At 70.7% G+C, this 18232-nt stretch carries 20 protein-coding genes and 1 tRNA gene; 9 read left to right on the top strand and 12 right to left on the bottom strand.

Going from position 1 to position 18232, the window contains the following annotated elements; genetic code table 11:
* Window positions 1–295 precede the first annotated feature (295 nt).
* The 3 genes from ACQUQD_RS18965 (at window position 296) to ACQUQD_RS18975 (ending at window position 2825) form a co-directional block, all read left to right on the top strand.
* Window positions 296–970 (top strand): Crp/Fnr family transcriptional regulator, encoded by a 675-nt coding sequence (locus ACQUQD_RS18965; protein WP_016642758.1) that lies wholly within the window; start codon window positions 296–298, stop codon window positions 968–970.
* A gap of 111 nt (window positions 971–1081) precedes the next feature.
* Window positions 1082–1888, top strand: a complete 807-nt coding sequence (locus ACQUQD_RS18970; RefSeq protein ID WP_428953293.1) for a nucleotidyltransferase domain-containing protein — start codon at window positions 1082–1084, stop codon at window positions 1886–1888.
* A gap of 37 nt (window positions 1889–1925) precedes the next feature.
* Window positions 1926–2825 carry a sigma-70 family RNA polymerase sigma factor gene (locus ACQUQD_RS18975; RefSeq protein ID WP_428953294.1) on the top strand — a complete coding sequence of 300 codons (900 nt, stop codon included), beginning with the start codon at window positions 1926–1928 and terminating at the stop codon, window positions 2823–2825.
* A gap of 13 nt (window positions 2826–2838) precedes the next feature.
* Here the strand turns inward: ACQUQD_RS18975 and ACQUQD_RS18980 are convergent, their stop codons facing one another.
* From ACQUQD_RS18980 to ACQUQD_RS18995, 4 genes are all read right to left on the bottom strand, one after another.
* On the bottom strand, window positions 2839–3669 hold the full coding sequence (locus ACQUQD_RS18980) for an MBL fold metallo-hydrolase (RefSeq protein WP_428953295.1): 831 nt from the start codon (window positions 3667–3669) through the stop codon (window positions 2839–2841).
* Window positions 3669–4541: an NUDIX hydrolase gene (locus ACQUQD_RS18985; RefSeq protein WP_428953296.1), complete on the bottom strand. Its 873-nt coding sequence runs from the start codon at window positions 4539–4541 to the stop codon at window positions 3669–3671. Before ACQUQD_RS18985 ends, ACQUQD_RS18980 begins: the two co-directional genes overlap by 1 nt.
* An 83-nt stretch (window positions 4542–4624) precedes the next feature.
* Window positions 4625–5095: a RidA family protein gene (locus ACQUQD_RS18990; protein WP_428953297.1), complete on the bottom strand. Its 471-nt coding sequence runs from the start codon at window positions 5093–5095 to the stop codon at window positions 4625–4627.
* Window positions 5092–5256 (bottom strand): DUF4177 domain-containing protein, encoded by a 165-nt coding sequence (locus ACQUQD_RS18995; protein ID WP_073494871.1) that lies wholly within the window; start codon window positions 5254–5256, stop codon window positions 5092–5094. Before ACQUQD_RS18995 ends, ACQUQD_RS18990 begins: the two co-directional genes overlap by 4 nt.
* Window positions 5257–5341: 85 nt before the next feature.
* Here ACQUQD_RS18995 and ACQUQD_RS19000 point away from each other — a divergent pair, with 85 nt between their 5' ends.
* Complete coding sequence (locus ACQUQD_RS19000; RefSeq protein ID WP_428953298.1) at window positions 5342–6301, top strand: ArsA family ATPase; 960 nt, start codon at window positions 5342–5344, stop codon at window positions 6299–6301.
* Window positions 6302–6313: 12 nt separating this feature from the next.
* Window positions 6314–7585: an ArsA family ATPase gene (locus ACQUQD_RS19005; RefSeq protein WP_428953299.1), complete on the top strand. Its 1272-nt coding sequence runs from the start codon at window positions 6314–6316 to the stop codon at window positions 7583–7585.
* Between the two features lie 39 nt (window positions 7586–7624).
* Here the strand turns inward: ACQUQD_RS19005 and ACQUQD_RS19010 are convergent, their stop codons facing one another.
* Window positions 7625–7969 carry a WhiB family transcriptional regulator gene (locus tag ACQUQD_RS19010; protein WP_365564675.1) on the bottom strand — a complete coding sequence of 115 codons (345 nt, stop codon included), beginning with the start codon at window positions 7967–7969 and terminating at the stop codon, window positions 7625–7627.
* 440 nt (window positions 7970–8409) lie between these two features.
* Here ACQUQD_RS19010 and ACQUQD_RS19015 point away from each other — a divergent pair, with 440 nt between their 5' ends.
* Window positions 8410–10665: a transglycosylase domain-containing protein gene (locus ACQUQD_RS19015; RefSeq protein ID WP_428953300.1), complete on the top strand. Its 2256-nt coding sequence runs from the start codon at window positions 8410–8412 to the stop codon at window positions 10663–10665.
* 78 nt (window positions 10666–10743) lie between these two features.
* Here ACQUQD_RS19015 and ACQUQD_RS19020 read toward each other — a convergent pair whose 3' ends face one another.
* Window positions 10744–11208: a GatB/YqeY domain-containing protein gene (locus ACQUQD_RS19020; RefSeq protein WP_404220116.1), complete on the bottom strand. Its 465-nt coding sequence runs from the start codon at window positions 11206–11208 to the stop codon at window positions 10744–10746.
* Between the two features lie 77 nt (window positions 11209–11285).
* On the opposite strand from ACQUQD_RS19020, the gene ACQUQD_RS19025 reads away from it, so the two are divergent.
* The 3 genes from ACQUQD_RS19025 (at window position 11286) to ACQUQD_RS19035 (ending at window position 13165) form a co-directional block, all read left to right on the top strand.
* Window positions 11286–12257, top strand: a complete 972-nt coding sequence (locus tag ACQUQD_RS19025; protein ID WP_428953301.1) for a metallophosphoesterase — start codon at window positions 11286–11288, stop codon at window positions 12255–12257.
* Window positions 12258–12302: 45 nt separating this feature from the next.
* Window positions 12303–13043 (top strand): Pr6Pr family membrane protein, encoded by a 741-nt coding sequence (locus tag ACQUQD_RS19030; RefSeq protein ID WP_428953302.1) that lies wholly within the window; start codon window positions 12303–12305, stop codon window positions 13041–13043.
* A 48-nt stretch (window positions 13044–13091) separates the two neighbouring features.
* Window positions 13092–13165 (top strand) — tRNA-Pro (locus ACQUQD_RS19035).
* 83 nt (window positions 13166–13248) lie between these two features.
* Here ACQUQD_RS19035 and ACQUQD_RS19040 read toward each other — a convergent pair.
* The 6 genes from ACQUQD_RS19040 to ACQUQD_RS19065 form a co-directional block, all read right to left on the bottom strand.
* Complete coding sequence (locus ACQUQD_RS19040; protein WP_428953303.1) at window positions 13249–14460, bottom strand: site-specific integrase; 1212 nt, start codon at window positions 14458–14460, stop codon at window positions 13249–13251.
* A gap of 80 nt (window positions 14461–14540) precedes the next feature.
* Window positions 14541–14750, bottom strand: coding sequence for a helix-turn-helix domain-containing protein (locus tag ACQUQD_RS19045; protein ID WP_428953304.1), 210 nt, complete (start codon window positions 14748–14750; stop codon window positions 14541–14543).
* A gap of 169 nt (window positions 14751–14919) precedes the next feature.
* Complete coding sequence (locus ACQUQD_RS19050; RefSeq protein WP_428953305.1) at window positions 14920–16188, bottom strand: DUF3631 domain-containing protein; 1269 nt, start codon at window positions 16186–16188, stop codon at window positions 14920–14922.
* Window positions 16185–16550 carry a hypothetical protein gene (locus ACQUQD_RS19055; RefSeq protein ID WP_428953306.1) on the bottom strand — a complete coding sequence of 122 codons (366 nt, stop codon included), beginning with the start codon at window positions 16548–16550 and terminating at the stop codon, window positions 16185–16187. Before ACQUQD_RS19055 ends, ACQUQD_RS19050 begins: the two co-directional genes overlap by 4 nt.
* Window positions 16547–17452, bottom strand: a complete 906-nt coding sequence (locus ACQUQD_RS19060; protein WP_428953307.1) for a bifunctional DNA primase/polymerase — start codon at window positions 17450–17452, stop codon at window positions 16547–16549. Before ACQUQD_RS19060 ends, ACQUQD_RS19055 begins: the two co-directional genes overlap by 4 nt.
* Window positions 17449–18183, bottom strand: a complete 735-nt coding sequence (locus tag ACQUQD_RS19065) for a DNA methylase (protein ID WP_428953308.1) — start codon at window positions 18181–18183, stop codon at window positions 17449–17451. The genes ACQUQD_RS19060 and ACQUQD_RS19065 overlap by 4 nt, the downstream gene beginning before the upstream one ends.
* Window positions 18184–18232: the final 49 nt, after the last annotated feature.

The raw sequence follows: 18232 nt of genomic DNA on the forward strand, positions 1-18232 counted from the left end.
CGTCGGTCCACCCCTGTTCGCCCACAGCGGAATTGCGGTCGGCCGCCACCGTCCCAGCCCCCTCCGCCTGCGCTGTCACCGGCTTTTTGGACACCCGGCCAGCCTAAAGCCCGGCACCGACATCCGCCCTGGAGCCACTGGATCGGCCCCCGAATGGGCCCCTCCCCCTCGGGTTGTGACGCAGGTGCGGCAGACTTGTGCCTGAGTGACTGATCACACTGTTTGGACCGTCCGGCAAAATGGGCGGCGGGAATCATCCGTCCCCCACAGTGCAGGCGACATAGGAGAGAGACTCGTGGACGACGTTCTGCGGCGCGCCCCGCTCTTCGCGGCGCTCGATGACGAGCAGGCCGCGGAGCTCCGCGCCTCCATGAGTGAGGTGACCCTCGCACGCGGCGATGCCCTGTTCCACGAGGGCGACCCCGGCGACCGCCTCTACGTGGTCACCGAGGGCAAGGTGAAGCTCCACCGCACCTCCCCCGACGGCCGGGAGAACATGCTGGCCGTGCTCGGCCCCGGTGAGCTCATCGGAGAGCTGTCGCTCTTCGACCCCGGTCCGCGGACCGCGACCGCCAGCGCGCTGACCGAGGTGAAGCTGCTCGGCCTCGGCCACGGCGACCTCCAGCCCTGGCTGAACGCGCGACCGGAGGTGGCCGCCGCCCTGCTGCGCGCCGTCGCCCGGCGCCTGCGCAAGACCAACGACCAGATGTCCGACCTGGTCTTCTCCGACGTGCCGGGCCGCGTGGCCCGCGCGCTGCTCGACCTGTCGCGCCGGTTCGGCGTGCAGTCCGAGGAGGGCATCCACGTCGTGCACGACCTCACGCAGGAGGAGCTGGCCCAGCTGGTCGGCGCCTCCCGCGAGACCGTGAACAAGGCGCTGGCCGACTTCGCGGGCCGCGGCTGGCTCCGTCTGGAGGCGCGCGCCGTGATCCTGCTGGACGTGGAGCGCCTGGCCAAGCGTTCGCGCTGAGGTCTCCCACCGCCGCGTAGACGGGTCCCGCCACACCTCGTGGCGGGACCCGTCCGCGTACAGGTCAGGAAATACGGTGCCCCGCGCCCTCCTTCCCTGCACAGTTACCCCATGGCCAATCCCACCCGTGGGCTCGACCCCCAGGGATACATCGCGCGCGAAGGCTCCCTGGCCCGCGTCGCGGCACCGTTCCGCCCCGTCGTGGCCGCCGCCCGCGACCGGCTGCTCGACGTCTTCGGGGCACGCATGACGAGCGCGTACCTGTACGGCTCGGTGCCGCGCGGCACCGCCCGGCCGGGCCGCTCCGACCTCGACCTGCTGCTCGTCCTGCGCGACGGGCCGAGCGAGGCCGACCGGGCCGACGCGCGCACGCTCGACGAGGCGCTGGACAAGGAGTTCGCGCAGATCGACGGCGCGGGCACCCTGCTGGCCGGCCGGGCCACGCTGCTGAGCGAGCTGGAGAGGTACGACCTGGGCTGGTTTCTCGCCTGCCTGTGCACTCCGCTGCTCGGCGAGGACCTGGCCGAGTATCTGCCGCGCTACCGGCCCACGTCCCTGCTCGCCCGTGAGACCAACGGCGACCTCGCGCTGTTCCTGCCGCGCTGGCGCGAGCAGATCGCCGCGGCCGGTCCCGAGGAGCTCCCCCGCCTGGAGCGGCGCGTCTCTCGGCACCTCGTGCGGACCGGCTTCACGCTCGTCATGCCCCGCTGGAACGGCTGGACCAGCGATCTGCACGAGATGGCCGAGGTGTTCGGGACGTACTACGCGCGGTGGGCCGGCCCGATGCGTGCCGCGGCCTCGGCGGCGTACGCGCCGACAGGGGACTTCGACGCGCTGCACACGTACACGGACGAGATCGGGCCGTGGCTGGCGGACGAGTACGCGCGCGTGCACGGCATCAAGACGCCCCGGCCCTGAGACCACCCAACGCGACGTCCCTGGAGGGGAACCCGGCATGACACAGTCCCGGTCCGAGTCCGAGCTGGCCACCCGCTTCGAGGCGGAGCGCGGCCGGCTGCGGTCCGTGGCGTACCGCATGCTCGGTTCGCTCACCGAGGCGGAGGACGCCGTGCAGGAGAGCTGGCTGCGGCTGCAGCGCGCGGACAGCGACGACGTACGGAACCTGAGCGGCTGGCTGACCACCGTCGTCGGGCGGATCTGCCTGGACATGCTGCGTACGCGCGCGGCACGCCGGGAGGACCCCCTCGACGCGGGCACGGCCGAGACCCGTGTTCCCGATCTGGTGATCCGGCCGGCCGACCCCGGTCAGGAGGCCGAACTCGCGGACTCCGTGGGCCTGGCGCTGCTCGTCGTGCTGGACACGCTGGCGCCCGCGGAGCGGCTGGCGTTCGTGCTGCACGACATGTTCGCGGTCCCCTTCGAGGAGCTCGCGCCGGTCGTCGAGCGGACCCCGGCGGCGACCCGGCAGCTGGCGAGCCGGGCCCGGCGCCGGGTGCAGGGCGCCACCGTGCCGCCCGCGACCGATCTGGCCCGGCAGCGCGAGGTGGTCGACGCCTGGCTCGCCGCGACCCGCGCCGGGGACTTCGAGGCGCTGCTCGCGCTCCTCGACCCCGAGGTGCTGCTGCGGGTGGACGCGGGGCCCGGCACGGCGTCCAAGCTGGTCCGCGGCGCCCTGGAGGTGGCCGGTCAGGCGACGATGTTCGGGCAGCTGGTGCCGACCGCGTACCCGGCGTTCGTGGGCGACGGGATGGGCATCGTGCAGGTGCCGCGCGGCCAGGTCGTCACGGTGCTCGCCCTCACCTTCCGGGACGGCCTGGTCATCGGCGTCGACATCATCGCCGACCCGCCGCGGCTGGCCGCCATGGGCGTCACCTGGCCCGGGGCGGACTCCTAGGGGCGGTCCGGCCCTAGATCAGGCCGTGTTCGCGCAGGTAGTCGAGCTGGGCCCGGACGGACAGCTCGGCGGCCGGCCACAGGGAGCGGTCCACGTCGGCGTACACGTGCGTGACGACGTCGGGCGCCGACGCGTAGCCGTTCTCGACGGCGGTCTCGACCTGGGCGAGACGGTGGGCGCGGTGCGCGAGGTAGAACTCGACCGCGCCCTGGGCGTCCTCCAGGACCGGGCCGTGGCCGGGCAGCACCGTGTGCACCCCGTCGTCGACGGTCAGGGACCTGAGGCGGCGCAGCGAGTCGAGGTAGTCGCCGAGGCGGCCGTCCGGGTGGGCGACCACGGTGGTGCCGCGCCCGAGGATCGTGTCGCCGGTCAACACGGCCTGATCGGCGGGGAGATGGAAGCACAGGGAGTCGGCGGTGTGGCCGGGCGTCGGGACGACCCGCAGCTCCAGACCGCCGGTCGTGACGACGTCACCGGCCGCGAGCCCCTCGTCGCCGAGCCGCAGCGCCGGGTCGAGCGCCCGCACCTTCGTGCCGGTCAGCTCGGCGAACCGGCCCGCGCCCTCGGCATGGTCGGGGTGCCCGTGCGTGAGGAGCGTGAGGGCGATCCGCTTGCCCGCCTTCTCGGCGGTGGCGATGACCTGCGTCAGATGGGCGTCGTCCAGCGGGCCCGGGTCGATGACGACGGCGAGGTCGCTGTCGGGCTCGGCGACGATCCAGGTGTTGGTGCCGTCGAGGGTCATCGCGGACGCGTTGGGCGCCAGCACGTTGACGGCGCGGGCGGTGGCGGGGCCGGACAGCACCCCGCCGCGCGGCTGCCCGGGCAGGGCGGCGGCCTCGGTCATCAGCTGTTCCCCCTGCTCGGAGCGGTCGGGATGTGTTTGGTGAACTCGTCGTGGCCGGGCCAGGACAGCACCAGCTCACCGTCCTCCAGGCGTGCCCGGGCCAGCACGGGGGTGAGGTCGCACGCCGCCGAACCGGCCAGCGCGCCGTCCACCGAGTCGTACGCCGTGAGGGTCCGCAGCGTCGCGATCGTGGGCGGCATCATCGACAACTCGCCCTGGTCGTACGCCGCCGTGGCCCGCTCCGGGCGGATCCACACGGTGCGGTCGGCCTCCGTGGAGTCGTCGCTGGTGCGCTGCCCCGCGGGGAGCGCGGCCACGAAGAACCAGGTGTCGTAGCGGCGCGGTTCGAACTCGGGGGTGATCCAGCGCGCCCAGGCGCCGAGCAGATCGGAGCGGAGCACGAGGCCGCGCCGGTCCAGGAACTCGGCGAACGACAGGTCCCGGGCGATCAGCGCCTGCCGGTCGGCGGCCCAGTCGGCGCCCGTCGTGTCGTCGACCACGGTGTCCGGGGTGGGCCCGGCGAGCAGCACGCCCGCCTCCTCGAAGGTCTCGCGCACCGCCGCGCAGACGATGGCCTGCGCGTCCTCGTCGGGTACGCCGAGGCGCGCGGCCCACTCCTGGCGCGACGGCCCGGCCCAGCGGACCTGCCGGTCGTCGTCACGGGGGTCGACGCCACCGCCGGGATACGCGTACGCGCCGGCGGCGAAGGCCATGGACGCGCGCCGCCGCAGCATGTGCACCTCGACGCCGTCGGCGTCCTTGAGGAGCATCACGGTCGCGGCGCGCCGGGGCGTCGCGGGCACCAGGGTGCCGGCGGCGAGGGCGCGGATGCGGTCCGGCCACTCGGGGGGATACCACTGCCCGTTTGCCATGGCCGGAGGCTATCCGGTGACGGGCGGATGTTCGAGGGCCCACCCGTCACCGGAAACACGGCCTTGTCGGGCCGTTCACGGCCTCACGCCTCGGTGAGCTCCACCTGGAACTCGACCTCGACCGGCGCGTCCAGCGGCAGGACCGCGACGCCGACGGCGCTGCGGGCGTGCACGCCCTTGTCGCCGAGGACCTCGCCGAGCAGCTCGCTCGCGCCGTTGATGACGCCGGGCTGCCCGGTGAAGTCGGTGGCGGAGGCGACGAACCCGACGACCTTCACGACGCGCGCGATCCGGTCCAGGTCACCGGCGACGGACTTGACCGCGGCCAGCGCGTTCAGCGCGCAGGTGCGGGCCAGCTCCTTGGCCTGCTCCGCGGTGACCTCGTCGCCGACCTTGCCGGTCAGCGGCAGCTTGCCGTCGACCATGGGCAGCTGCCCGGCCGTGTACACGTACACGCCGGACTGCACGGCCGGCTGGTACGCCGCCACCGGCGGGACGACGGGCGGCAGCGTCAGACCGAGCTCGGCCAGCCGCGCCTCGACGTTCCCGCTCATGCCTGCTTCTCGCGCTTCAGGTACGCCACCAGCTGCTCGGGGTTGTTCGGCCCCGGTACGACCTGCACCAGCTCCCAGCCGTCCTCGCCCCAGGTGTCGAGGATCTGCTTCGTCGCGTGCACGAGGAGCGGCACGGTCGCGTATTCCCACTTCTTAGCCATGGGGCCGACTGTAGCCGCCGTATCGGGGTGGGACGTTCCGGAGGCTGCTGCGTGATCGGGGCACTCACTGGTTAGGCTCGAATACGTGAGCAGGCTCCAGGTCGTCAGCGGCAAGGGCGGTACCGGAAAGACCACGGTCGCCGCCGCACTCGCGCTCGCCCTCGCGACCGAGGGAAAGCGCACGCTCCTAGTGGAGGTGGAGGGGCGCCAAGGCATCGCGCAGCTCTTCGAGACGGAAGCGCTCCCGTACGAGGAGCGGAAGATCGCCGTCGCACCCGGCGGCGGGGAGGTGTACGCGCTCGCCATCGACCCCGAGCTGGCGCTGCTCGACTACCTCCAGATGTTCTACAAGCTGGGCGGCGCGGGCCGCGCCCTGAAGAAACTGGGCGCGATCGACTTCGCCACCACCATCGCGCCGGGCCTCAGGGACGTACTCCTGACGGGCAAGGCGTGCGAGGCGGTGCGCCGCAAGGACAAGCAGGGCGTCTACACGTACGACTACGTGGTGATGGACGCGCCCCCGACGGGCCGCATCACGCGCTTCCTCAACGTGAACGACGAGGTCGCCGGGCTCGCCAAGATCGGCCCGATACACAACCAGGCACAGGCCGTCATGCGGGTCCTCAAGTCCCGCGAGACCGCGGTGCACCTGGTGACCCTGCTGGAGGAGATGCCGGTGCAGGAGACCCTCGACGGGGTCGCCGAGCTGCGCGCCGCCCAGCTTCCGGTGGGACGGATCATGGTGAACATGGTGCGGCCCGCGCTCCTCGGGGAACCCGCCCTGGCACTGAGCCGCGACACGTCGGTGCGCCCCGCGGTCACCGAGGCGCTGACGGCGGCCGGGCTCGGCGGCGCGAAGAAGCTCGTGGGACCGCTGCTCGCGCAGGCCGAGGAGTACGCGGAGCGGTACGCCCTGGAGCGGGCGCAGCGCGAGCTGCTCGCCGAGGCGGGGCTGCCGCTGCACGAACTGCCGCTGCTCACCGAGGGGTTGGACCTCGCGGGCCTGTACCGGCTCGCCGAGGAACTGCGACAGCAAGGGATTTAGGGGACCGCTTCGATGACGCTGGATCCTGAGGGCACGCTCGACATCGACCCGCTGCTCGACGACCCGGACACCCGCATCGTGGTGTGCTGCGGCAGTGGCGGCGTCGGCAAGACCACGACCGCCGCGGCCCTCGGGCTGCGCGCCGCCGAGCGCGGGCGCAAGGTCGTCGTGCTCACCATCGACCCTGCCCGCCGCCTCGCCCAGTCCATGGGCATCGACTCGCTCGACAACACTCCGCGGCGGGTGAAGGGCATCGCCTCCACCGGAGCGGCCGAGGGCGGCGAGCTGCACGCGATGATGCTCGACATGAAGCGCACCTTCGACGAGATCGTCGAGGCGCACGCGGACGGGGAGCGCGCGAAGGCGATCCTCTCCAACCCCTTCTACCAGTCGCTCTCGGCGGGCTTCGCGGGCACGCAGGAGTACATGGCGATGGAGAAGCTGGGGCAGCTGCGCTCCCGCGACGAGTGGGACCTGATCGTGGTCGACACTCCCCCCTCGCGCTCCGCGCTCGACTTCCTGGACGCCCCCAAGCGCCTCGGCTCCTTCCTCGACGGGAAACTGATCCGGGTCCTGATGGCGCCGGCGAAGGTCGGCGGGCGCGCGGGCATGAAGTTCCTGAACGTCGGGATGTCGATGATGACCGGCGCGCTCGGCAAGCTGCTCGGCGGTCAACTCCTGCGCGACGTGCAGACGTTCGTCGCCGCGATGGACACCATGTTCGGCGGCTTCCGCACCCGCGCCGACGCCACGTACAAGCTTCTCCAGGCACCCGGCACCGCGTTCCTCGTGGTCGCCGCGCCGGAGCGGGACGCGCTGCGCGAGGCCGCGTACTTCGTGGAACGGCTGGCCGCCGAGCGGATGCCGCTCGCCGGTCTGGTGCTCAACCGGGTGCACGGCAGCGGCGCCGACCGGCTGTCCGCCGAGCGCGCGCTGGCCGCCGCAGAAAATCTTGACGAGCGCGGCATTGTGGATCAGGCGGACGGGAAGGAACAGCTGCGTACCACTCCCGAGGCCGCTCCCGCGTCCGGCTCCCCCGCCGCAGCGGAGACACCGTCCGAGCACACCGCACAGCAACTGACCGCAGGACTGCTGCGGCTGCACGCCGAGCGCATGCACGTGGTCGCCCGCGAACAGCGCACCCGAGACCGCTTCACCGCGCTGCACCCCGAGGTCGCCGTGACCGAGGTCGCGGCGCTGCCCGGTGACGTGCACGACCTGGCAGGCCTCAGGGACATCGGAGAACGGCTCGCGGCCGGTGGCACTCCGGCCGGAGCTGCGTGAGCCGTACGTGGATCGGCGAGTGACGCGTGCCGTCCGGCGCTAGCCGACGGCCGCGTACCTCTCGTACGTCTCGTCGTCCTCGAGTTCCGCGGGCAGCAGGCCCGCGCCACGCTCGTACTCCGTCCGCGCCGTCTCGAGGAGATGGCGCCATGAAGTGACGGTCGGACGCCTGCGCAGCAGTGCGCGGCGCTCCCGCTCCGTCATGCCACCCCACACGCCGAACTCGACGCGGTTGTCCAGCGCATCGGCGAGGCACTCGGTCCGCACGGGGCATCCCGTGCACACCGCCTTCGCCCGGTTCTGCGCTGCTCCTTGAACGAACAGTTCATCCGGATCGGTAGTGCGGCAGGCGGCCTGCGCACTCCAGTCGACTACCCAGCCCATACCGGCGCCGTCCTCTCCCGAATCGAGGCTCCCCCACGGCGGCAGCGGCATATTCACCGCCGCCAGTTGAGGACGTTACGGAAGGTGGGCACAGCGCAACACCCCCTTCGGGCCCAATCTTGAATGGTCCGAACGGACTATGCGTAAGCGGCAGATCACCCGACGGAGTGACCGAGGGACATGCGTAATAACCCCGGCAAACCAGGACAGTTCACTTGCGTCACAACGGACACCGAGTGACACACGAGGCGGTTTCGGGCGCTCTCCAGCCCCTCTGCGGAAGCCCCGCAGGAGAGGACGGGAATGACTACAAGGGACGTCGGGAACGATTCGGGTTCGTCCCACGTCTTGATACGAGACCGCACTGCTGTGACAGTTGAGTGCAGCTTAGGCCAAGGCATATACGGCTGTCCGGAGAATCAGAACGTAGGCTGCCCTGCATGGGAAAGAAGCGCTCGGCCGGGAGCGGCGGCGGACTGTCGCCGGCTCAGCAGGCCGCCAAGTTCCTCGGTGTCAGCGTGCTCGCCGGAGCCGTCCTCGCCGGAATCGCGCTGCCCGCCGCGGGCGCGCTCGGCCTCGCGGCCAAGGGATCCGTCGAGGGCTTCGACGAGATTCCGGCCAACTTGAAGACACCGCCGCTGAGTCAGCGCACCACGATCCTGGACAACCAGGGCGGCAAGCTCGCGACCGTCTACTCGCGCGACCGCACCGTGGTCCCGCTCGACGAGATCTCCCCGTACATGCAGAAGGCGCTCGTCGCCATCGAGGACTCGCGCTTCTACGAGCACGGGGCCGTCGACGCGAAGGGCATCCTGCGCGCCATCAACGCCAACGCGCGCGACGGCGGCGTCTCCCAGGGCGCCTCCACGCTCACGCAGCAGTACGTGAAGAACGTCTTCATCGAGGAGGCCGGCGACGACCCGACCAAGGTCGCGCAGGCCACCCAGCAGACGATCGGCCGCAAGGTCCGCGAGCTCAAGTACGCGATCCAGGTCGAGGACGAGCTGGGCAAGAAGAAGATCCTCGCCAACTACCTGAACATCACGTACTTCGGCCAGCAGGCGTACGGCGTCGAGGCCGCCGCCCAGCGCTACTTCTCCAAGCACGCCAAGGACCTGAACGTGCAGGAGTCCGCGCTGCTCGCCGGCATCGTGCAGTCGCCGAGCCGCTACGACCCCGTCAACGACGAGGCCGAGGCGAAGAAGCGGCGCAACGTGGTGCTCCAGCGCATGGCCGAGGTGCACGACATCTCGCGGGCCGAGGCCGAGAAGGCGAAGGAGACGCCGCTCGGTCTCAAGGTCAGCAAGCCGCAGAACGGCTGCATCACGGCGGTCAAGGGCTCGGCGTTCTTCTGCGACTACGTCCGGCGGGTCTTCCTCAGCGACCCGGTCTTCGGCAAGACGAAGGAAGACCGCGCCAAGGTGTGGAACCGCGGCGGCCTGACGGTGAAGACCACGCTCGACCCGCAGTCGCAGGACTCGGTGCAGGCCTCCATCCAGGAGAACGTCTACAAGTCGGACAAGGTCGCGACGGCGGTCACGCTCGTCGAGCCCGGCACCGGCAAGATCCTCGGCATGGGCCAGTCGAAGCCGTACGGCTACAGCAAGAACGAGACGGAGTACAACTACTCGGTCGACGCGGCCTACGGCGGCTCCAACTACGGCTTCCCGACGGGTTCGACGTTCAAGCCGTTCCTGGCGTCGGCGGCCCTGGAGAGCGGCAAGCCGGCGACGCAGCAGTACCCGGCGCCGTACGACATGCCGTACCCGAAGCAGGTCCAGACGTGCAGCGGCAAGCCGTGGGTGAACGACGGCGGCTACACGGTGGAGAACGAGAACGAGTCGGAGGTCGGCCCCTATCGCCTCAAGGAGGCGATGGAGAAGTCCATCAACACGTACTTCGTGCAGATGCTCGCCGACACCGGCATGTGCCCGGTCGTCCAGATGACCGACAAGCTCGGCGTGGTCCAGGGCAACGGCACGAAGGTGCCCGAGGTGCCGTCGTCGATGACCCTCGGCTCGACGGGTCTGTCGCCGCTGACGATGGCCTCCGCCTACGCCGCGTTCGCCAACGAGGGCACGTACTGCACGCCGATCGCCATCGAGTCGATCCGCACCGCCGACGGCAAGTCGCTCGGCGTGCCGAAGACGAAGTGCTCGCGCGCCATGTCGACGGAGACCGCGGACAAGATCAACACGCTGCTCAGCGGCGTGACCGACTCCGGTACCGGCAAGACGGCCGGTCTCCAGGACCGGGCCAACGCCGGTAAGACGGGTACCACGGACCTGCGCAAGAACGCCTGGTTCGTCGGCTACACGCCGAACCTGTCCGGTGCCGTCTGGGTCGGCAGCCCGCAGCAGAACGTCGAGATGGTGAACATCCCGATCGGCGGCCGGTTCCACGACAAGGTCTACGGTGCCGACACGCCCGGCCCGATCTGGCGGAGCGCCATGACCGGCGCCCTGTCCGGCAAGCCCGCGCCGGGCTTCAACCTCGTCGACATCCCGGACCCGGACAAGAACAAGGACAAGGACCGGGACAAGGGCCGGGACAAGGGCCGCGACGACGGCAAGCCCGGGGACGACGGCGGCAACGGCGACGACGGTCCGCTGCCCGGCATCTCCATCCCGCCGGACCTGCTCGGCGGGAACAACGGGAACGGCGGCAACGGGAACGGCGGCGGCTGGGGCCGCTGAGCCCCGCCACCGGCCCGGCATGTGAGAGGGGCGCCCCCACCAGGTGGGGGCGCCCCTCTCACATGGTCCGCTCCGCGGTCAGCCGGCCAGCAGGCGCTTCACCGTCGCGGCGACGCGGCCACCCTCGGCGCGGCCCGCGATCTTCGGGTTCGCGATCTTCATGACCTGGCCCATGGCGCGCGGGCCCTCGGCCCCGGCCGCCTTGGCCTCCTCGACCGCCTGGGCGACGATCTGCTCCAACTCGGCGTCGCTCAGCGGCTGCGGCAGGTACACGGCGAGGATCTCGCCCTCCGCCAGCTCGCGGGCGGCGGACTCGGCACGGCCGCCCTTCTCGAACGCGTCGGCCGCCTCGCGGCGCTTCTTCGCCTCCTTGGCGATCACCTTCTGCACCTCGTCGTCGGAGAGCTCGCGCTTCTCCTTGCCCGCGACCTCCTGGTTCGTGATCGCGGAGAGGGTCAGCCGGAGCGTCGAGGAGCGCAGCTCATCGCGCTCCTTGATCGCGGCGTTGAGGTCGTCCTGCAGCTTCGACTTGAGCGTGGTCATGCCTCGATTGTCGCAGGTGCGAGGGCGGCGGCGCCCGCCGATTTCCGGGGCCCGGCCGGTCTGACACGATGGGCCTCATGCGCGCGCAATACGAAGCCCCCCTGAAGACGTCGCTGAAGACCTCCCTGAAAGTGACGGCCGGTATCGCGGCGGTGGGCGCCGCCGGAGTGGCCTACGCGGCGGGCTTCGAGGCCCGTTCCTTCCGTCTTCGCCGGGTGACGGTCCCGGTCCTGCCGCAGGGCATGCGCCCGCTGCGCATCCTCCAGGTCTCCGACATCCACATGGTCGGCGGGCAGCGCAAGAAGCAGCGCTGGCTGCGCTCGCTGGCCGGCCTGCGCCCCGACTTCGTCATCAACACGGGCGACAACCTCTCGGACCCCGAGGGCGTGCCGGAGGTCCTGGACGCGCTCGGCCCACTGATGGAGTTCCCGGGCGCGTACGTCTTCGGCTCGAACGACTACTACGGGCCCAAGCCCCGTAACCCCGCCCGCTACTTGGCCGAGAAGGTCCGGGGCGCGCACGGGCTGAACGGCAACCCGCCCGTCGTCGGCGCGATCCACAACCCGTGGCAGGGCCTGCGCGACGGCTTCGACGAGGCGGGCTGGCTGAACCTCACGAACACCCGGGGCGTGCTGAAGGTCGCCGGCGTCGAGATCGGCCTGACCGGCCTGGACGACCCGCACATCAAGCGCGACCGGTACGCGGAGGTGGCGGGCGGACCGCTGTCCGGGCCCGACTTCTCGCTCGGCGTCGTGCACGCCCCGTACCTGCGCTCCCTCGACGCCTTCACCGCCGACGGCTATCCGCTGATCCTCGCCGGGCACACCCACGGCGGCCAGCTCTGCATCCCCTTCTACGGCGCCCTCGTCACCAACTGCGACCTGGACACGGACCGCGTGAAGGGCCTGTCGACGCACGAGGCCGAGGGCAACACCTCCTACCTCCACGTCTCGGCCGGCTGCGGCACCAACCGTTACACCCCGGTCCGCTTCGCCTGCCCGCCGGAGGCCTCGCTCCTGACCCTGACCCCGGCGGCGCCGGCCCGGTAGCTCCCCTCGCTCGCCCCACCGCGAGGCGGGCCCTACCGTGGGTGGATGATCACGCCGAGTGCCGCCTCCGTACCGGCGGAGGCAGTCGTTCCGCAGCACCGCCGTCCCGTGGCCGCCGTCTTCCGTGCCCTGGTGGCGCTGGCGGCGGCGACGGGCATCGTCATCGACCTGTCGATCAGCGACAGCGCCCTGCGCGTCCTGAGCTACTTCACGATCCAGTCCAACATCCTGGTCGCGATCGTTCTCGCCCTCTCCGCGCTGCGCGCCTGGAGCGCCCGCCCGCCCCTGCCTCCCCTGGTCACGGGCGGCGTCCTGCTCTTCATCTGCATCACCGGCCTCGTCTACCACGTCATCCTGGCCAACGACTCCAGCGGTTTCTCCATGACGGACGACCCGGACCACGTGATGACCGGGGCCCGTCAGCTCTCCAACCAGCTCCTGCACACGGTCACGCCCATCGGCGCCGTCCTGGACTGGCTCCTGCTCACCCGCCCCGGCACCCTGCGTCCGCGCCACGCCGCGATCTGGCTGGCCTATCCCCTGGCCTACTTCGCCTTCGCCCTGGCCCGTGGCGCGATCATGACGCCGGGCACGCCGGCCCGCTACCCGTACCCGTTCCTGGACGTCGACGACCACGGCTACCTCGGTGTCCTCGGCAACGCCGTGATCTTCGGCCTGGCCTTCTACGTCCTGGCCCTGGCCCTCGTCGCGATCGACCGGATCAGGCCCTGGATGCGCGGCCCCGAAAACCGGATTTCGTCTCAGGCCGCCGGTCCGCTAAAGTAATCGATGTCGCCGCGACCTGCAGGACTGCGGGAAGCGGAGCAACGACATCGGGGTGTAGCGCAGCTTGGCAGCGCGCTTCGTTCGGGACGAAGAGGTCGTGGGTTCAAATCCCGCCACCCCGACGCTGGTCAGAGGGCCTATCGCGTGATCGCGATAGGCCCTCTGTCATGCTCGGGGGGCCAAACAGGGGGCCAAAGGATTTGGATCAGCCCTCGGGTAGGGTCTCCCCTCCCTCATCGACCGGGGCCCCCGGCTCTCGCTGAGCAAAGATCTCGTCCATGGCTTCCGCCCCCTGTGTGATGACCGGGCGGAGCTGCTTCCGGTAGACCGCCTCCGTCGTCGCCTGACTGGTGTGCCCGACGAGCTGAGCAATGCGCTCCAACGGGATGCCGTGATCCGAGAGCAGCGAGACGAAGCTGTGCCGCAGCTCCCGCGGCGTCCACTCCGGCGCAAGCCCCGCCTTCTTCACGATGGCCTTGAAGTCGCGCCGGACGTTCGCCGCGTCGAGCGGTTCACCGGTCCGGGTCGTGAAGACGCGGCCCGTCGTCGTCCACTCCTTCCCTTTGGAAGCGCGTTCCTTCTTCTGCCATTGCATGTGCTCTTCGAGTACGTCGACCACCTGCTTGGGCAGGGCGATGGTGCGGCGGCTCTTCCTGGTCTTGGTCTCGCCGTGCTTGCGCACAGAGCGCCATACGGCGACGTGGGGCGGAACCCCGTCCGCGGTCTCCAGGTAGACGTGATCCCAGGTAAGGGGGCGCGCCTCTTCGGTGCGTACGCCGCTCAGGAGCGAAAGCACGAGATAGGCGTACAGCCGCGACGGACGAGCGGCGAGAAGCACGGCCTGCGCCTGCTCCAGGTTCAGGGCCTTGCTCGGGCGTCCGGGCCTCCCTTCTGGCGCCGTGACGAGCAGGGCCACATTCCGCGCTGCCTTGTCCCTGCGCTGAGCGTGGGCGATGGAGCGGCGCAGGACGGCGAGCAGGTCGCGGAGACTGCGGGTCGCGAGATGGTCGGCGCGGTCGTCCAGCCAGTCATCAACGTCGTCCGCGCTGAGGTCCTTCAACTTGGCCTTGCCGATGAGCGGGATCAAGTGCTTGTTCGCCATCGACCGGTTCTTGCCGATGGTGCCCTTCTCGTCGCGCCCCTTAAGTCCGCGTTCGAGCCAGTCGTTCACCGCGTCGGTCACGGTGTAGTTGGCCGGCGCCTTCACGCCCGACTGCACTTCCTTCTTGAGGTCACGGATCTTCTGGCGCACCTCGGTCTTGGTCTTTCCGTAGACCTTGGGGCGTCGGCGCTTGCCGTTCGGGGCGTACCCGAGAGACACCGCACCGACGTAGCGGTTCTTCGCCGCATCCCAATAGATCGTGTCCTCTCCGTGCCCTGCTCTGCGGGCACGCTTCGGAAGGTCGGGGTCTGTCATTTTTGGTTCGCCTTTCGGGGCAAGAGCGCGGGCCGCACCTCGGAAGGCACGGCCCGCGGAATGGTGGTGGTGGCGGTTAGTCAGGCGGCGGTTTGCGCTTCGCGCTTGAGGAGTTCGACGTACTGAGCGATGTACTCCGGCGGCACGAGCCGGCGGCGGCCGATGCGAACGGTCTGAAGCCGTCCCAGACGCATCTCCTCGTAAACCATCGAACGACCGATCCGGAGGACGATGGCGGCCTCTTCCGGCCGGTAAAGCATCTGCTCGACAGGTTCAGCAACGGTGCTCATGGTGAGTGCCTCCACGACAGGGGTGGTGCCCGGGGCCTTCCTGGGAATCCGCAACATCCGCCACGCCGCAACATTGCTGGTCAGCGACTTGCGTTTGTGGCGGATGCCGTTTCTGTTGCGGATAGATCCGCCGCGCGGTCGCGCGGCGGATCTACGACAGGTGGGCTGGTCAGCCGACGCTGCGCAGGGGGCGCGTGTCGGTTTCCGCGAACATGTGGCGGCTCTCGGAACGGCCTTCCGCCACAGATTCGCCCCCTGTGACCTGCGATGTTGCGGATGTGTCGGCTGTTGCGGATTCTCCGGGGGCAGGGGGGCAGTAGCGGGCCCAGGCGTCGCTGAGGTCTTCCGCGTAGTAGCCCTTCGGGGTGCCGCTTCCGACCCGGATCCCGCGGGGCCGGATCGGGCTGTTGTCGGGGCGTACGTACTGGCTCAGGAGCTTGGACAGAGCGCGCGCCGTGAGGGGCTTGCTGGACTGCCCGTCGTCGCTCATGTCGGCCCACGGGGCGTCGTCGAGCTGTAGGAGCACTTCGAGGATCGCGGCGGTCGGCATCCGGTCGGCGCCGCAGAACACCTTGTCGCGCAGGTCGGTCAGCAGCCGTACGCCCTGGGAGGCTTCGTTGCCCTCGGACGCGGCCTTGATGAGTGCGATGCACGCGGCGCGGGCCCGCTCGGGCCACTCACCGCCGGCCGCGTCGGCGACCGCGAGGAGCGGTTCCCACACGTCGGCCGGCCGGTCGGTGACGCCCTCGGGCATCTCCGGCCACGCTTCGGCGACGCGGTCGTGAATGGTGGCGGTCCAGTCGGCGAGCCGGTCACGCAGGGCGTGGCCTTGCTTCTCGTGGACGCGGCGCCGGTAGGGCTCGCACTTCTCGTTGGGTGCCTTCTTTCGCATCCGGATGATGACCGAGCGGGTCAGGATCGTGTCGGGGAGCGAGCCGAGTCCGGCCATGGCGACCGCGCAGAATGAGGAGAACCATTCGGTGCTCTGGTTCGAGCCGTCGCCGACGCAGCGCAGGGACTTGGCGCCGCGCCGGTAGCCGGAGTTGAGGAACCCACGGACCTCCTCGTTCCCGCCGGCCTTGGGCCCGAAGACGGTGTCGATCTCGTCGAAGAGGATCGTCGGCGTTCCCCCGTCGGCCGCGACCAGCCGGAACAGCGCGTTCGCGGACGCGTTGACAGTGGTCGCTGCGCGCGGGGTGAGGGTTTCCACGATCTCCAGGGCGCGGGACTTGCCCGACCCGGGTTCCGGGGAGAGGAAGGCGAGGCGGGCGGTGCCGTCGAGCGCGTCCATGAGGTGCGCGTGCGCGTCCCACAAGGTCACTGCGACGTAGGCATGTTCGGTGGGGAAGATGTTGAAGCGCCGGTGGAACGCTTCGACCTCGTCGAGCAGCGCGGCGCCATCGATCGGCGCCTCGGTGGGGGGATTGTTGCTGGTCATGCGGCGTTCCTCCCTTCGGTGTGGGTGAGCCGTGGGCACACGGTGCGGTGGTACTCGTGACCGGCGATGAGCGCGAGCACGTCGGCCTGGCCGCGGGCGCTGAGATCGCGTCCGCAGGCGCAGGTCGACGTCGCGGTCGGGGGCCGGCGGAACGGGGTGCGGATGGTCAGCCACGCAACCGGCGCGTATCCGGGCGACGTGCTGGCTTCCTGCTCGGCGAGGACGGTGAAGGGAAGAGATGAAAGGACGCCTTCGGCGTCGCCCTTCGGCCGCAAAGCCGATGCCGTGTCCTGCGCCTTGTCGGCGACGTGGGCGCCGATCGCGGTGGTCTGATGGCTCTTAGAGGGATCGGGAGGGGTCATGCGGCCGTCCTCCGCTGCGGGTTGTGGGCGATCGACCAGTCCAGCCCACGGGCAATCACGTCGTCGTAGTAGCGCTGCGGCTCGGTCGCGTTGCCCGCCACCGCCCTACTAAGAGCCTCCTCGACCTCCTCGCGGGGGAGGTCGCCGGATGCGACCAGCCGCCCCAACGCCCGCGCGGCCCGCAGCAGAACGGCGTTGCGGGTGCCGTCGGGGGCGGTGGCCACGTTGCGTACCTCGGCGCGCAGTGCGGCCGCGGAGTACCCGCTGCGGCACTTCATGGAGTTCGCCATGGCGTACTCGGCGCTCTGGGGGCGCGGCCGGGCGGTCAGCGTGTCGCACAGCCAGTCCGGCAGTGCGGCCGGGGGCCGATCGTTGGTGACGGTGTAGGCGCCGCGGGGTGTGGTGCTACCGGGGGCGACGACGTAGCCACCCCAACCGCGGGTGTCGATCCGGGGCCCCAACCGGCCCGCAGTCGAGTGCAGCCGCATCCCGGCGGGTTGGGTGAAGTACAGGTGGCGGCCCCCGCTCGGGGTCCGCACCTGGTAGGTGGACGGGAGCGTCTGTCGGGCGCGCTCGCAGAGCGCTTGCAACGAAGTGGCGCCGTCAGGCGCTCCTTCTTGCTCTTCGCTCTTGGGCAGGTCGAGGTCGACGACGAGCAGCCCGGACGGGCCGGTCGCGACCCCGATGTTGTACGGCTGCGTCGTCCACGCCGACACGACCAAGTCCCGGTCAAGGGTGGCACGCTGCTCGGGCTTGAGGTGCCCGCCGGCGCAGCGGCCGGTGCCGGGGCAGAGCCGTTCGGCGTGGCCGGCGGGCCGCTTGTCGCCAGGACGCAGCGGGAACACATGCCAGCCGCGGGAGACGGGTTCCAAGGCGGCGGCGAGCAGGGCGAGGCTGGTCATGCCACCGCCCCCAGTCCCACGGTGAGCCAGTCGGTGAGGAAGGCGCGGCCGATCCACTGCGTGTACGCGGGCGGGAGTGCCTCGCGCAGACGGAAGTGGTCGGTCGACCAGTCGATGCCCTTGGCCGCGCGGATCTCCTCCACGGTGGCCTTGCCGCCGCCCTTGCCGTACGCGGCCACGTACGGTCCGTCGTAGAAGCGACCGTGTCGCCATCCGCGCACTCGTCCCCGGTGGGCAGGGTGCTGGGGTTGAGCTGTGGTCCAGCCGCCGAGTTCGAAGTAGCGGTGCATGAGCACGCCGAGCCCGAACTGTTCGCCGCACAGCCGGATGTCCTTGCGGACCTCGGAGCCGGCCACGTTCTCCATCACGTACGGGCGTCCGGTCGCCTCCAGGGCGGCGCGTGTGGGGGCGATGAGGCGCGGGTGCGTGCGGCCGATCGCCCGGTTCCGGGCGGCGTTGGTGCCCTTGGTGGGGGCGCCCTCTCCCTGGCAGGGCGGGGAGGCGTGGATGAAGTCGAACTCAGCGCCGTGGGCGTGGATGAAGTCGATGGCGTCGCCCTGGTGGAAGACGTCACCGCAGTAGTCCGGCTGCGGGGCGATGTCGACCCCGGTCACGTGCCAGCCGAGCATCTGGTAGCCGCGAGCGGCGCCCCCGATGCAGCCGTAGGCATCCAGCACCCGGAGCGAGCGCTCCCAGGTGCGTGCTCGCGGAATGCGGGCAGGTTGAGTCATGCTGAAGGTCTCCAGTTCCTGGTTGGGTACTGGCTGGCAAGGGCGGCCC

The sequence above is a fragment of the Streptomyces sp. cg35 genome, assembly GCF_050410835.1.
GTDB lineage: Bacteria > Actinomycetota > Actinomycetes > Streptomycetales > Streptomycetaceae > Streptomyces.

What these genes read in the sequence shown, in the direction of transcription:
- ACQUQD_RS18970 (WP_428953293.1), top strand. Translation starts at nt 1,082, where the DNA reads ATGGCCAATCCCACCCGTGGGCTCGACCCCCAGGGATACATCGCGCGC.
- ACQUQD_RS18990 (WP_428953297.1), bottom strand. Translation starts at nt 5,095, where the DNA reads ATGAGCGGGAACGTCGAGGCGCGGCTGGCCGAGCTCGGTCTGACGCTG.
- ACQUQD_RS19060 (WP_428953307.1), bottom strand. Translation starts at nt 17,452, where the DNA reads ATGACCAGCCTCGCCCTGCTCGCCGCCGCCTTGGAACCCGTCTCCCGC.
- ACQUQD_RS19010 (WP_365564675.1), bottom strand. Translation starts at nt 7,969, where the DNA reads ATGGGCTGGGTAGTCGACTGGAGTGCGCAGGCCGCCTGCCGCACTACC.
- ACQUQD_RS18985 (WP_428953296.1), bottom strand. Translation starts at nt 4,541, where the DNA reads ATGGCAAACGGGCAGTGGTATCCCCCCGAGTGGCCGGACCGCATCCGC.
- ACQUQD_RS18980 (WP_428953295.1), bottom strand. Translation starts at nt 3,669, where the DNA reads ATGACCGAGGCCGCCGCCCTGCCCGGGCAGCCGCGCGGCGGGGTGCTG.
- ACQUQD_RS19030 (WP_428953302.1), top strand. Translation starts at nt 12,303, where the DNA reads ATGATCACGCCGAGTGCCGCCTCCGTACCGGCGGAGGCAGTCGTTCCG.
- ACQUQD_RS19005 (WP_428953299.1), top strand. Translation starts at nt 6,314, where the DNA reads ATGACGCTGGATCCTGAGGGCACGCTCGACATCGACCCGCTGCTCGAC.
- ACQUQD_RS19055 (WP_428953306.1), bottom strand. Translation starts at nt 16,550, where the DNA reads ATGACCCCTCCCGATCCCTCTAAGAGCCATCAGACCACCGCGATCGGC.
- ACQUQD_RS18995 (WP_073494871.1), bottom strand. Translation starts at nt 5,256, where the DNA reads ATGGCTAAGAAGTGGGAATACGCGACCGTGCCGCTCCTCGTGCACGCG.
- ACQUQD_RS19040 (WP_428953303.1), bottom strand. Translation starts at nt 14,460, where the DNA reads ATGACAGACCCCGACCTTCCGAAGCGTGCCCGCAGAGCAGGGCACGGA.
- ACQUQD_RS19045 (WP_428953304.1), bottom strand. Translation starts at nt 14,750, where the DNA reads ATGAGCACCGTTGCTGAACCTGTCGAGCAGATGCTTTACCGGCCGGAA.
- ACQUQD_RS19065 (WP_428953308.1), bottom strand. Translation starts at nt 18,183, where the DNA reads ATGACTCAACCTGCCCGCATTCCGCGAGCACGCACCTGGGAGCGCTCG.
- ACQUQD_RS19050 (WP_428953305.1), bottom strand. Translation starts at nt 16,188, where the DNA reads ATGACCAGCAACAATCCCCCCACCGAGGCGCCGATCGATGGCGCCGCG.
- ACQUQD_RS18975 (WP_428953294.1), top strand. Translation starts at nt 1,926, where the DNA reads ATGACACAGTCCCGGTCCGAGTCCGAGCTGGCCACCCGCTTCGAGGCG.
- ACQUQD_RS19020 (WP_404220116.1), bottom strand. Translation starts at nt 11,208, where the DNA reads ATGACCACGCTCAAGTCGAAGCTGCAGGACGACCTCAACGCCGCGATC.
- ACQUQD_RS19025 (WP_428953301.1), top strand. Translation starts at nt 11,286, where the DNA reads ATGCGCGCGCAATACGAAGCCCCCCTGAAGACGTCGCTGAAGACCTCC.
- ACQUQD_RS19015 (WP_428953300.1), top strand. Translation starts at nt 8,410, where the DNA reads ATGGGAAAGAAGCGCTCGGCCGGGAGCGGCGGCGGACTGTCGCCGGCT.